Raw genomic sequence first — 13,763 nt, 5'->3', positions numbered from 1 at the left:
CACTCTATATGCAACAACATTTCCGTGTCATAATTGTGCAAAACATATTATTGCGGCTGGTATAAAAAAAGTTGTGTATATTGAGCCATATCCCAAAAGCAAAGCACTTGAGTTTTATAAACAAGAAGTCACTCAAAATGAGGAAGAATCCATTACTGGAGAGAAAGTTTTATTTACTCATTTTTATGGAGTTGGACCAAGAAGATTTATTGATCTGTTTTCAGTTTCATCTTCATTTTGGAATGAGAGAAAAAGAAAAGATAGCTTTGGAAATACCTTAGAATGGAAAGAGGAAAATGCTAGTTTAAGAACACCGTTGAGTGTCTTTAATTACTTAGATGCTGAAAAATCAGCTGCTAATAGATTTCAAAATGTTTTGAAGACTGCGGTTAAAGGAGGAAGTAAAAATGGATGAAAAAACTAAAGAATTAAAACAATTATCTGATGCGGAAAGGGACCGAAACTACGAAAAGATTAATAAAGAGATTGAGGCATGGCCTAGTTGGAAAAAAGAAGCATACAATAACTTGTTTGTTTCTAATAATGTAGGAAAGCTAAACTTAAATTAGTTTATATTAAAAGACCGACTGTGCAGTCGGTCTTTTAATATTGTTAGAAAATTATCTCATTTTATTAAAAAATTATAAAAATAAAGTAATTGAGAAAACCATGAATCAAAAAACTTAGGCATAAAAACATGGGGTATATTAAAATAAAATTATATCATACTGCATCAGTCCATTTTGTCCACGTCTTGTCCACCAAAAATAGATAACGTTAAGATCCATTAAAATATAAAACTGAACAAAAATGACAATGGAGTCCTTAAAAACGCTTTTATAAAGCCACTTTCAAAGAACATCAACGCATGATAAAATATATTATAAAATGGGCACTCACTATACCGGGCATGTCGAAACGGTTGTGTTATTGTCCAAACTAAATTCATCTAATTCTATAGAGATTGAATTTGAGCTGGATGACAGGGATTTGACTAAATCAGAAAGTAAAGCTACGTATGAAGAAATGCAGCAGTATATACTTGAGAATAATGGGTTAGAGGTATCAACTCTGTACATAGCTCAGGTTAAAAGAAAGCATGGTTTAATTGAACGGGAAAATTATAATGTAGGTGATGAAAAAGCAAAGGTACCGCAAGTTCCATTGGAAAAGGAACAAGCTATTGAAGATGCGTTAAAGAATTTTAGGATGATTAGTTAGGGCGAGAGATAGGAATTTAATCATGTAACATTATGACTACAATGTGAAAATAAAAGTAAGGTTTATAAGCGACAAAAAAATTTTAAATAATTGAAGGTATCAATAATGGCTAATATTGAAAGCATTAAACAAAAAATTCTCCAACTGGATGCAGGATCGTTTCAAAATTTTTGTGATTTATATTTGTATAAAATCGGCTATCCTAATATAGTTTCTCTTGGTGGAGAAGCAGGTACACGGAAAACCACTCGTGGCACACCAGATACTTATTTTATGACATCAGATGAGAAGTACATTTTTGTAGAGTATACAACTCAAAAGACAAGCTTATTTAAAAAAATCAAGGATGATCTTGATAAATGTCTTGATACATCCAAAACGGGCATTTCTCATGATGAAATTTCTGAAATTATTTATTGCCACACTTCATCCAACATTACACCCTCACAAGACAATGAGGTAAGAATTCTATGTGAAAATTCTGGAATTAAGCTAACGATTATTGGTATTGATAAACTTGCAGCAGATGTGTACCTTTTTCATCATAATCTTGCTCGTGATGTTTTAGGAATATCAATAAGTACTGACCAAATTCAATCATTTGATGATTTTGTTAAGAATTATAACTCAAACAGAATGGCAGCCCCAATTGACACGAGATTTTTATTTAGAGATAAAGAAATTGAAAGCATCAATGAGGCTTATCAAAAAGTTGATATTGTAATACTAAGCGGTGCATCGGGGACAGGAAAAACCCGATTAGCTTTGCATTATGCGAAAAATCACGCTGTTATCCATAATGAAAAACTCTACTGTATTCATAGCAATGCCTTGCCAATATTCGAGGATTTGAAGTTTTTTATAGATAGTCCCGGGAATTATTTTCTTTTTATTGATGATGCAAATCAATTATCAGGATTACATCATATTATTGATTATACAACCATGAAGCTTGAAGGATATAATGTAAAAATACTTATTTCCGTACGAGATTATGCACTCCAAAAAGTGACGAACGATATTCGGAATATTGCTTTGTATGAGACTGTAAATATAAGCGCATTCACAGATGATGAGATTAAGAAAATCCTTGAAACTGTATTAGGAATTGTCAATCAAAATTATCATGAAAGAATTATTAAAATCGCTGAAGGAAATGCCCGAATTGCTATACTTGCTGGAAAATTAGCTTGTAGTTCAAATCGTTTGGATTCCATTAATGATGTATCACAATTATATGATGATTATTACGGTTCTTCTTTAGAAGAAAATCAATTACTTGCTGATCATCAGATGTGTATAACTGCTGGTATAGTTGCCTTTTTGGAAGCAATTCATTTAGAACATATTGACTCGTTTTTGTCTATTTTACTGGCAAACGGCTTGAATAGCGATAGTTTTATTGAAAATATCCGTAAGCTTCATGAGAAAGAAATTGTTGATATCTACAATGATAAAGCTGTACGCTTTTCAGACCAGTGCCTGTCAAATTATTTGCTAAAATACGTTTTTTTCGATAAAAAACTAATCAGCTTATCCGAAATGATTAAAGTCTGTTTTCAAAGTTACAGAGGACGAACCATTTTGACCATTAGTACCCTGCTTAATATTTTTAGAAATGATGCTCTCATCTGTTTTGTTGAAAAAAAAATAGAAATGTTGTGGAATGAATTATCAAAAGAAAAATCTCCATTTTTCTTTGAATTTGTCAAAGCATTTTTTAGAATAAATCCTACGGAGACACTTCTAATTTTGCAAAATAAAATTGAGCTTGAAGAAAGTGTTGTTATTGAATGCACTGATATTGATACTGTAAAAGGAAAGAATTATCAGAATGTTACGAATGATATTATTGAAATCCTTGGTGGCTTCGCTGACATGACTGATTTACCTACAGCATTAGATTTATTTTTTCAGTATTTTTTAAAACGACCAGATTTATATATGGAATTTTATCACGCAATTAGTCAATACTATGGTATAAATAAAAACTCTATGCTATATGAATTTTATACGCAAATAGCCTTTTTTGAGAAGATAGAAGAATATTCAAATGATTGGGAACAAGAATACATTGTAATCCTTTTTTTAGATATAGCAAAAGAATTTTTAAAATTGTACTTTTCCCCAACGGAGGCAGGACGAAAAAATACATTTACGATTTATCAAATCCCATTAGTTACATCTGAAGGCGTTGAAAAATATCGAAAGTTAATTTGGCAATACTTAACTTCTCTTTGTAAATTTGAGAATTATAATGAAAAAATCAGAGAAGTTCTTAATTCTTATGGCGATACAATTGAGAAAGTAAGTATTTCAGTTATACAATTTGACCTGACATATATTAATTCCATTTTGAAATCATATTTTCCTACAAGCGAATTAAAAAATTGTCTTTTAGCAGATAAGTTAGTTCGCGTTTTTACACGAATGAACATTTCTTGCGAATCATTATTTGATGAATATTTTGAAGGAGAAAACTTTTATCTATACAACCTTCTCAAAGGATCAGATTATAAAGAAGAAATCGATTACAAAGAACTTGAAAAATTAAAACGACAAGAAATTGAACAATATGTTTCTAATTGTGATTTAAGAATGTTTAAGAGAATAATTGATGTTTGTAGTGACATCAATTATCTTGACAATCACGATGCTTGGAAAGTCGGAGAGGGATTGGGAATTGCATTTAATGCAATTTCTCTTAAAAAAGATTGTTATGTTGATGCAATTAAATATTACATAGAAAAAAATACCCCAAACAATTTGCAACCACACAGTTTGATAAAGGTTCTCTTTTCCTTGTTACCCGATTTGGAAGTGTTTGAAGTGATCAATAATAATGAATATACTCAAAAGAACGCCTGGTTGTATGCATATTATCACGAATTGCCGACAGAGTTAATTACTGATGAACATTTAAACGGACTCTACGACTTTTTAGCAGACACTTCTGATAGGGTTGTTACTTCGTCATCATTCCGTGATGTAGAATTTTTGGAAAAGTATAGCTTTATAGATAGAGATGTTTTGATAAAAGGGTGTAAAATCATTTTAACTAAGGTGGAATACTCATCTTTTATGGTGCATATTTATTTTCATTTGCTATTTAATCAGTATCACAATACCCCACAATCCGTTATTCAAAAATTTAGTAAAAACTTAGAATTGCTAAAAGAAATTTATTTTATAATGTTGTCATATGAAAATCATCATGACCATGACGGTAAATTATTAAAAGAGATTTATATGGTTGAACCATCTATACTGGATGATTATATTGATTATTTAGTTAATAATAGTAATAGCTCTTTTTGCGACCATCAAGAAAGAACTCGTTGTTTTTTTGATTTAGATGATTTTATAGAAATTTATAATAAAATATTTGAGCAACTAATAAAGGAAAGTCGATTTCCCACAATGATTGTACCATATTTTTTAGAGTCTTTATTATTGCCAGTTCAAAACCAAGAAAACTTGTTAATAAAACAAAATGAGTGGATTCAGCAATGTATACAACTGTTTTCTAATGATGAAACAAAAATGTATTGTTTGTTTTCGGTTATATCCAAATTGAAAGTTGATATAAAACAAGAATATCTTTGGCTTTTCCTTGAGAACAACCCATTATTTGAGGATTTTGAAAAGATACCTTTAGTACCTACATCGTGCAGTTGGTCAGGTAGTGCAGTGCCCATGTATTCTACTAGGATTGAGTTTCTTGAATCGTTGCTTCCATTCTTTATAGGCTTAAAGTGGATAAAGCATAAAAATTATTTTGAAAAAGAAATTGGTTACTTAAAAAAGCAAATTGAGACAGAACAAATTAATGAAATTTTGAGAGGCTGAAGTTAAATCTAAAGTTGTTTTTGCAGCTTAGTTAAGTATCTCTATTAAATACTTCAAAAATAAAACAAGGGATAATCTTTGTAATATTTCAATATTTCTTATTTACTCGTTATTGAAAGTCTGTTTTTTTCATCATAAGGTGTCAAATCTTGAAATATCACACTTCAAAATATTACATATACATTGAGTGTTTATTGAAAGATAAAACAATTGAGGGGATTTGTTGATATGGACATATCTTTGAAGATAATTTAATTGGTAATGTTCAGAGCGAAGATAAACCCGATTTCAGACAGTCAAATCTGTAATCGGGTTTTAATAATTTAACCGAACCGGCAGCAATAACGTTCTAAATAGAAATGATCACCTTATTCCGATAATTTCAAGTCCTGAGAGGTAGTATTTACGTTCTTCAGAATTTTGTATAGCAGAAATTGCCCGTAATAAAGCAGTCTCAGATTTTTTCCGTTCGAAGAATGCTTTTTTTCTAAGGGTGTTATCTTCTTGAATAAGGACATAATATTTTTTAATTATATTTGTTTCAAAATCGTACAGTTCTCTTGAAATATATTCTTTTTCTTGATCAATTCTACAGTTGCATTTAGAATATTTCTCTATGGTGTTTTGAATTTTCTCTTCAGTATTAAAGTTAAAACTGAAATCTTTTTTTAGCATATCCATTAATTCATTGATATTTTCTTTTTCTGTTAGGAAAGAATTTTTTAATTGAATATTTTTGTCTAAAATTTTCAATTTATTGTTAATATAGAAAATAATAGAGTTTAGACGATCGCACTCTACTTTTTTTGTATTATTATGGATAGATACATGTTCTTGAATTCGCATATTAAAATTATTTAACGTTTCAGAAATGAGTTCTGTAAAATGGCTTTTGGCATCATCATCAGATATAGAATTTCGAATTTGAGCCTTACTATCAATAGATATATATATTGATTTGAGCGGATACTGTCGACGTTCTAATTCATGTTTGAGTGAAAAAACGTAAGCATTATTCATGAGATAATTGGGTCTGCCAGATTTGATATATTTTTCATGTAAAGACATTAATTTTTTGTTATTGAAATGCTCATCCCAGACAGATAGTATAAGAGGTTCTTCATTTCTAAAATTATACTTAGGGAATACATATAAATCTTCAATCTTTGATTCATTGTTTAAATCAGTATACTTTTTCTTTTTTCTCTCTCCGTCCTTTAATCCTAAATATCTGCCAACGATATCTTTTTTGATAATAGACTGTATTGATGTTCTAGTTAATGTGATGTAATTATCGTTATAACAGGGATCATCATTTGGGAACCAATTCTTTTTTAATTGTTTAAAAGCTTCATCAAAATATATAAGTTGTTCTTCATCCATACTAGCATCCCCTCTTTTTTAAATTAGTATATCATGAAATTCACCAACAGACATTTAAAAAAATATCGTTTAAAAAAAGTATAATGAATTCAAGCTTAAGCAAATAAAACAACTTGAAGGGAATGAAAAGTATGAATGATGATCAGCGTTGGAAAGAGAAATATTATGATGTTTTTCAAAAATACACGAGGCAAAAATCTAGTCTTATTGCTATAAAAGCAATTGTTGATGCGTATGACAAACAGACAATTACCGTGAATATTTGTACGGATGATTTGGACTATGTAAACCATGTGTATGATTTACGCACAATCATGGGTACGATTAGTAATAACACTTATGGGGGATTAGGATTAGATATCCCCAACATATGGAAGGGGAATAAGAAAAAATGTTAAAAAATGGGTACCGTTATACGAAAACAATGGTGTTAGGTGAAGAATTGCTAAAAGATACGGGTAACCGTTATCGTTTTGTTAATCAAAGAGCATCAAAGGGAAATGCGGAAAAAGGTCTTGAAGCAGGAGCTACAGTTACACTTCAAATTGTTGAAGACCATTCAAAGCTAGTTATTGATAAAGCGACAGGACTTGAACAGGATAATAATGTTTTAGAAACCTTTGATTGTACGATTTTAGGTGTTGCGTATCCTTTACCATACAAAAAAGGAGATTATGTAGCACTTGAAAATTTTGATGCTTCTTTAAGCTACTACATCAATTTCAGTTTTATTCTGCGTTTTCATGGGATTAAATTATTGAAGTCAGCAAATCTACAAGGGCAAGGAAGTGTAAGCAATGCTGCAGCAGGACAGGCAAAGTAAATTATTTGAACTATTTATTTTAGAAGTTTTTGCTCTAATTAGCATTGGTTGGCTACTGAATTATCAGTTGCCAACCAATAACTTCCCTATTGGAGTTGAATTAATTAGAAAAATAGGGTTTGTTTTCTATTTGATTGCTGGAGTGCAGATAGTTGCATACATAGTTTATTGGTACGTCTATCATAAGTTATATAACGGTTTTAGATATTCATTTATTCACTGTAAACTTATCAGGAATATACGACGTGAATTACAAGAAGCAGGAAACAGATATAGTGTTCAACAATATACATTAGGAGAAAAAACAGTCGTTACTCCTAAAATTAAAGTCTCTCTTTCAAATGATATGGTAGAGGGAAAAGTATATATTCAAAATAAAATCAAATATCACAAAATATTTGAGGATGTGAATATATCTTCGGCATTAGGTAATTTTGTTGTTTTGGAACAATATCTTTCGAAAGATATGAATACTCATATTTTTGAATTTGAAACAAGTGAAATCAAGCAACTTGTATTTAATACATACAACGAGTTTAAGCAGTATTGTCATCAATTTGAAGATTACACATTGTTTATGGATGGTAAGAGTGAAGTCCCAGTACCGCTTCAACACGCTTTGATAGTAGGATCAACTGGGTCTGGAAAAACATATGCATTATTTTCCTTGATTCTGCAACTTCTAAATTTTTCTGTACAGCCAGAAATTTATTTTGCTGATCCAAAAAATTCGTCAATATGTGTATTGGGGAATAAAATAGCTGCAACACGGACCGCAGGAACAACAGAAGAAATTATTGCACTTTTGGGAATTTTTTATAATGTTATGACAGAGCGTCAATTAGAGTTAAAGGAACATCTGAACAAAAAACTTGATAGTGATTACAAAACTTGGGGCATGTCGGCGAAGGTGCTTATAATAGACGAATTTTCGTCTTTTCAGTCTGTTGTTAATACGTTTGATAAACAGACAAGGGATAAAGTTTTAATGTATTTGACGAACGTTGTTCAAAAAGGTAGAGCTTTGGGAATTTATTTGTGGATAGCAATGCAAAAATCAGATAGTAAAATCATACCCACATCAATCAGAGATAATCTTGTCTGGAAGGTAGTACTTGGTAGTGCTTCGGATATGACTTATCAAACGGCATTTGAGGAATATGCTAATCTGCCGAAATTGAAATTCGGTCCTGGACAGGGGCTTTATTCTTATCAAGGTCTGACACGCCAGCCCAAAGTTTGTTCTTTTCCGACATTGGATTTTGACATATTAGCGGCTGTAGATTGATTATAACAAGTCTGCGGGGGTTATGTAATAACCCCCGCAGAGAAAAATAAAATGATAAGGAGTATACAATACTATGAATAGCAAAACTTCTATCACTGTAGGTATTGATGAGTTCACAGTTGTTTTAATGCCAAAGAAAAAGTTAGATTGTTTAGAATGGCTTGATAAATGTAAAATAATTATACAGACGTTTATTGAAAAATCAAGATTAGAAGAACTGTATGACGAAATGGTGCAGACTGAAAAAGGTATTCAAAAGGGTTATACTAATGGATTGATCATTGAAAATAAGCCGTGGTATCTGTGTATTAGTTGGCATGAAGATTTTTCTAATATGGGTGTATGCATTCGCTTTTCTGCATACGCTTGGGCAAGCTTTCAGACAGATTTTGAAATACGATTTGATGTGAAAATGGATATTATTACCTTTATTCGGATGTTACAGAGTGATGAGTACATAACAAGGTTATCAAGAATAGATTTTGTAGCAGATTATAAGAACTTTCACTTGTCTGTTAATCCTGATGATATATACAGAGGACTAAAAAATGATAGCATTGGAATTAAGGACTACAAAAACAGAAACATGATACGCTCAAAAACAGCATTAGATATAGATGGTCTATATTCAACAATTTATCTTGGCTCACGCAAATCAAATACAAGGTGTTTTAGCAGGATTTATAATAAAAGGCTTGAAATTTTACAGACAAAGAATTTCCGGTATGAAGAAGCAATCAATTGCAAAAGATGGATACGTCAGGAGGTTGTTTTCAAAAACATATATGCCCACCAAATTACAAGTGAACTTTTGAAAAACATTAATACTCCTTATGAACTACAAGCATTTATCGCACAAAAGATTACCGAGAAATACAGTTTCTATGACAAGGATACAAATCAATTTATGAAGTATACAAGAGCATTATTGGCAATTGTTGGGAACAATCAATTTAATTTTTTAAGAAGTGAAAAACCAAAAGATAATGATCTGAAAAGGTCAATAAACTATCTAATAAATGGTTCTGGATTATTCTCTACACTTTTTAAATCTTTAAGTGTTTGGGGCGATGGGGCAGATGTAGAGCTATTAATATATCTTTTTGAAGAATATCAAAATTATTATATTGAAGAAGCTCAAAATAATAAGGAAATTTTAACATGGTTGAGAAAGCATGCAAGTACTTTAAGACAATATAAATTACAAGAATATTTTTGATGCATTTTGAAAGATGTATGCTATGAGAAAGGAGAAGGTTAGTATGGACAATGAAATAGATCGATTAGCTGACCTTCTTGCTAATCTCATCGAAAAATATGCAGAAGAAATTGATTTGGAAAGTTTACCAGATCCACCAAGGCCAACAGATAACTGATTTGTTGGTCTGTTTTTTTTTGCTTGTTTATATACATAGGCATTGCTATAATGAACGTGAAAACAATGTCCAAACTCATTGGGATAAGGTGAAAAGATGGCAGATAAAAAAATAAAAGTCTATATCTACACAAGAGTATCAACTACGATGCAGATAGACGGATTTTCTCTTGACGCTCAAAAAGATCGCATCAAAAAATATGCAGATGCGTTTAGTTACGAAATTGTGGGGCAGTATGAAGACGCTGGAAAATCAGGTAAATTCATCGAGGGCAGGCCAGAATTCAAGAAAATGCTCGAAGATATCAATTCAAACAAAGATGGGGTCTCTTATGTTCTGGTGTTTAAACTATCTCGGTTCGGACGAAATGCAGCAGATATATTGAATTCGCTACAGTTGATGAATGACAATGATGTGAATCTGATTTCCGTTGAAGATGGCATTGATAGCTCCAAAGATGCAGGAAAACTAGTGATTACAATTTTATCCGCTGTAGCCGAGATTGAACGTGAAAATAGCTTGGTTCAGACAATGGCAGGCAGAAAACAGAAGGCGAGTGAAGGTAAGTGGAATGGCGGTTTTGCACCCTATGGCTATATACTTATCAACGGAAAATTAGAAATACAGGAAGACGAAGCCAAAGCAATACGCCTGATCTTTGACAAGTATATCAATACGGATATGGGAGCAAACGGGATTGCAAGGTATCTACAGCAACAGGGAATCAATAAGATTGCACGGCAGAACGGAAAAAGTCCTTACTTTTCAGCAAGTCTGATCAGACAGATTCTTGACAATCCAATATATAGCGGAAAAATCGCTTATGGGCGGAGAAAAAATGAAAAAGTAACGGGAACAAGAGGAAAATATCACATCGTCAAGCAAGATGATTTTATGATAGTCGATGGAATCCATGCGGCACTCATTGACGAAAGCACATGGGAAAAATCACAAGAAAAACGAAAATCACAGGCCAAACGATATGAGCACGTGAATAAGGGCAAAGATGAGAAAACACATCTTTTATCAGGTCTTTTACTTTGTCCCATCTGTGGCGCTGGAATGTATGGCAACAAGTCGATTAAAAGAAAGAATGGTAAGCATTATAAAGATTATTACTATTATGGTTGCAAACATCGGACGCTATTAAATGGTCATGCCTGCACTTACAACAAACAGCTGAATGAGGAAAAACTGGATAATGCTGTGGCAGAAGTCATAAGCAAGTTGGTAAGCAATCCCAAATTTGCGGATATGATGCAAAAGAAAATCAATATCAAAACGGATACGATTGAAGTTGAAAAAGAAATTTCAAATTTTCAAAAACAGTTGGGAAAATACATTGGAACAAAAAGAAGTCTGGAAAAACAGATTGACAGTTTGGATGTTGAAGATAAGCACTATGACCGGAAATTGTCCGATTTACAGGACAGATTGGATAAAATGTATGATTACATCGATGATGTTGAACATAGCTTGAAAGAATGCAAGGATAGAAAAAAAGCAATTGAAGCTGAAAAGCTGACAGGGGAAAATGTTTATAAGACATTGGTTTATTTTGATAAATTATATGCTATTATGGAAGATGCAGATAAACGAACATTACTATCAGCCCTGGTCAAAGAAATCAATATATATGAAGAAGCAAAGCCATGCGGACAGTGGTTAAAGTCGATTATATTCAAACTTCCGATCATTGAAGATCAAATGGAATTAGGTTTGGACAATGGCAAGCATGTTGAGACGGTGGTGTTGCTTTCAACAAAAGCCTAGTAAAAGCCTAGGTACAGGGGCTTTGCAGTTAAGATGTAGGTGCGCTTTATAAGAATTATGTGTTGATGCATGTTGAGTGTGTGGTTCTTATGATGAATTATAATCAGACAGAGAAAAGAAGTATATGAGCAGTGCCGATTAGAAAACGATATTAAGAGAAAATCGTTAAACTCCGACTTAAAATCGGTGGGCAAAGAGACCTTTAAGAAGGGACCGGAGGGTTATCATGGAGCAGTTTATAATACTTTTTTATTTTATTGTTTTTACAACCGGGTTTTCGGTCATAATCCTAGGTTTTTTCTTGTGGCTTAAAAATAAGCAAGAAATGCTTAAATATTTTATGGCCTCAGTATTTTCGCTTACATTAATACTTCTTGAGCAAATGGTAACTGCCTATGATACAGTAAATGTCATTAAAAGTAATAGTCTTAATATCATTATAGGATATATTTCCACGATAGGCTGCGGGCTTATGATCTATGCACTAACTAAGCTGATAGGGATAATAACAGGAAGAATAATTACAAAAAAAAAAGAATGGTGGCTGATACTATTTTCGGTTTTACCTTTAATGATGATGACTCTTTATTATATTACGGGCAATCAAATGATTGTCAGAGCTACGAGTGTTTTATTTTTTGGAACGGTACTATACAACATTCTCGTTTTAGTGGGGAATATTGACAAAATCAAAAATTTAATATTAAAAGCGGGGATAAGAAATTTTCTAGTTGTATCACTTTTAATGTTTCCCATCCTGTTTCTAGATACGCTAGTGGAAAAATTGCCAAAGATTGGTGAAAACTTTCCGTTTGGTCTTATGTCAGTGTTTGCGTATTATTTTGTTTTGAGTAGTATGAGTCTTTATTATATTGCTAAAAATTATAGTGCATTACTGAATCCATTGGCTGAAAATGCAGAGGTTAAAATGGAAGTAAATATAGAATTAAGCACAGATAGAAAAATAGTTTTAAATAAAAATAATGAGAGATTACTGGAAAGCTTTAAGATTACAAGCCGTGAAAAGGAAATAATAGACCTATTGATAAATGGATATACCTATAATGACATTTGCGCTGCGCTTGTGATATCGCTTCCGACAGTTAAAACTCATGTGCAGAATATTTATAAAAAACTTGGTATTAGAAATAAAATCGAATTAATAAATATAGTCATAGAAAAACATTAGGCTATAAGTAAACAGTATGAAAATCATGCTGTTTTTCATTTTTTTGAATATCTCATACAAAAGTATGAGACGTTTTCGAGGAAATCCTCCTATTTCCTGATAGTTAATAGAGGCGTTTATTTGTAAACTGTTCATGCAAATAAAACATAAATTGGAGGATTAAAAATGAAGAAAAAAAGAATTGTGGTTATTTCAATCATTCTGGCAGCGTTATTAACAGCATTTCTATTGGTTGTGGTAATACCAGAAAGGGACAATGAATTGATCAGGCAAATGGAAATCCATAATGTAGATCTTAATAATCTAGAAAATGGAACCTATACTGGTGAATTTGCGTATGGGCATTACACCTATCGTGTTGAGGTAGGGATTAAAGATCATATAATTGAAAAAATCAATGTTACTCATGGGCGAAACAGCGAAAAGGCAAAGGCTGCTGAAGGAGTAATTGAAGAAATTATTTCTGAACAGAAAATTGATGTAGAGGCGATATCAGGAGCAACTACAACAAGTAAAGCAATCCTTAAGGCAGTAGAACTTGCACTGAATAAATAGTAAAGCAGCACCAAAAATTCTACGATAGATCATCAAATATAAGCTGCATCAGTTTGTGCTTAGTGATTTAATATAAATAAATAAGGACAGCGACCTACCGCTTATTTGAATGAGGATGATGGAAATTAATAAAAGCCATTCTTGAAAATTATTTAGTCGATTTGTATTTTCAGATGGAAGTCTCTGCTGATATTGAAAACTTAACTTAAGTAAGAAATATGGCGTTCGGCATAATTCAATTTTGTACCAGCTGTGGAGTTGTCGAGAATTGTGATCACGATAAATATCTTGGTACATTAAACGATA

11 protein-coding genes and 1 pseudogene are annotated in these 13,763 nt (G+C 31.9%); 11 read left to right on the top strand and 1 reads right to left on the bottom strand.

Features of this window, described 5'->3' with window-relative positions; all coding sequences use genetic code 11:
- The 4 genes and pseudogenes from FZC40_RS07930 to FZC40_RS07920 form a co-directional block, all read left to right on the top strand.
- Positions 1-415 (top strand): annotated as a pseudogene (locus FZC40_RS07930) (deaminase); the annotation flags it as partial.
- Positions 408-569 carry a hypothetical protein gene (locus tag FZC40_RS17095; RefSeq protein ID WP_186843679.1) on the top strand — a complete coding sequence of 54 codons (162 nt, stop codon included), beginning with the start codon at positions 408-410 and terminating at the stop codon, positions 567-569. The pseudogene FZC40_RS07930 and the gene FZC40_RS17095, both read left to right, overlap by 8 nt.
- Positions 570-990: 421 nt before the next feature.
- Positions 991-1,221, top strand: coding sequence for a 23S rRNA methyltransferase (locus tag FZC40_RS07925; RefSeq protein ID WP_243135780.1), 231 nt, complete (start codon positions 991-993; stop codon positions 1,219-1,221).
- 105 nt (positions 1,222-1,326) lie between these two features.
- Positions 1,327-5,070, top strand: coding sequence for an ATP-binding protein (locus tag FZC40_RS07920; RefSeq protein ID WP_148603364.1), 3,744 nt, complete (start codon positions 1,327-1,329; stop codon positions 5,068-5,070).
- 363 nt (positions 5,071-5,433) lie between these two features.
- Here the strand turns inward: FZC40_RS07920 and FZC40_RS07915 are convergent, their stop codons facing one another.
- Complete coding sequence (locus tag FZC40_RS07915) at positions 5,434-6,453, bottom strand: hypothetical protein (protein ID WP_148603363.1); 1,020 nt, start codon at positions 6,451-6,453, stop codon at positions 5,434-5,436.
- Between the two features lie 131 nt (positions 6,454-6,584).
- On the opposite strand from FZC40_RS07915, the gene FZC40_RS07910 reads away from it, so the two are divergent.
- The 7 genes from FZC40_RS07910 to FZC40_RS07880 all read left to right on the top strand — a co-directional run bounded on the left by FZC40_RS07910 (position 6,585) and on the right by FZC40_RS07880 (position 13,457).
- On the top strand, positions 6,585-6,851 hold the full coding sequence (locus tag FZC40_RS07910; RefSeq protein WP_148603362.1) for a hypothetical protein: 267 nt from the start codon (positions 6,585-6,587) through the stop codon (positions 6,849-6,851).
- Positions 6,845-7,276: a hypothetical protein gene (locus tag FZC40_RS07905; RefSeq protein ID WP_148603361.1), complete on the top strand. Its 432-nt coding sequence runs from the start codon at positions 6,845-6,847 to the stop codon at positions 7,274-7,276. Before FZC40_RS07910 ends, FZC40_RS07905 begins: the two co-directional genes overlap by 7 nt.
- Positions 7,251-8,564 carry a type IV secretory system conjugative DNA transfer family protein gene (locus FZC40_RS07900; RefSeq protein ID WP_148603360.1) on the top strand — a complete coding sequence of 438 codons (1,314 nt, stop codon included), beginning with the start codon at positions 7,251-7,253 and terminating at the stop codon, positions 8,562-8,564. The genes FZC40_RS07905 and FZC40_RS07900 overlap by 26 nt, the downstream gene beginning before the upstream one ends.
- A gap of 73 nt (positions 8,565-8,637) precedes the next feature.
- Positions 8,638-9,783 (top strand): replication initiation factor domain-containing protein, encoded by a 1,146-nt coding sequence (locus tag FZC40_RS07895; protein ID WP_148603359.1) that lies wholly within the window; start codon positions 8,638-8,640, stop codon positions 9,781-9,783.
- Positions 9,784-10,036: 253 nt separating this feature from the next.
- Positions 10,037-11,713: a recombinase family protein gene (locus FZC40_RS07890; RefSeq protein WP_148603358.1), complete on the top strand. Its 1,677-nt coding sequence runs from the start codon at positions 10,037-10,039 to the stop codon at positions 11,711-11,713.
- Positions 11,714-11,939: 226 nt separating this feature from the next.
- Entirely contained in the window at positions 11,940-12,902 is a 963-nt protein-coding gene (locus FZC40_RS17415; protein WP_148603357.1) for a response regulator transcription factor, read from the top strand.
- A 165-nt stretch (positions 12,903-13,067) separates the two neighbouring features.
- The gene (locus FZC40_RS07880) at positions 13,068-13,457 is read left to right on the top strand and encodes an FMN-binding protein (protein ID WP_148603356.1); all 390 of its coding nucleotides are present in this window, start codon (positions 13,068-13,070) and stop codon (positions 13,455-13,457) included.
- The last annotated feature ends 306 nt before the right edge of the window (positions 13,458-13,763 follow it).

It is taken from the genome of Acetobacterium tundrae (genome assembly GCF_008086615.1).
GTDB classification, from domain to species: domain Bacteria; phylum Bacillota; class Clostridia; order Eubacteriales; family Eubacteriaceae; genus Acetobacterium; species Acetobacterium tundrae.
The sequence above is the reverse complement of the archived record's forward strand: the minus strand, read 5'-3'. Positions and strand labels throughout refer to the sequence as shown.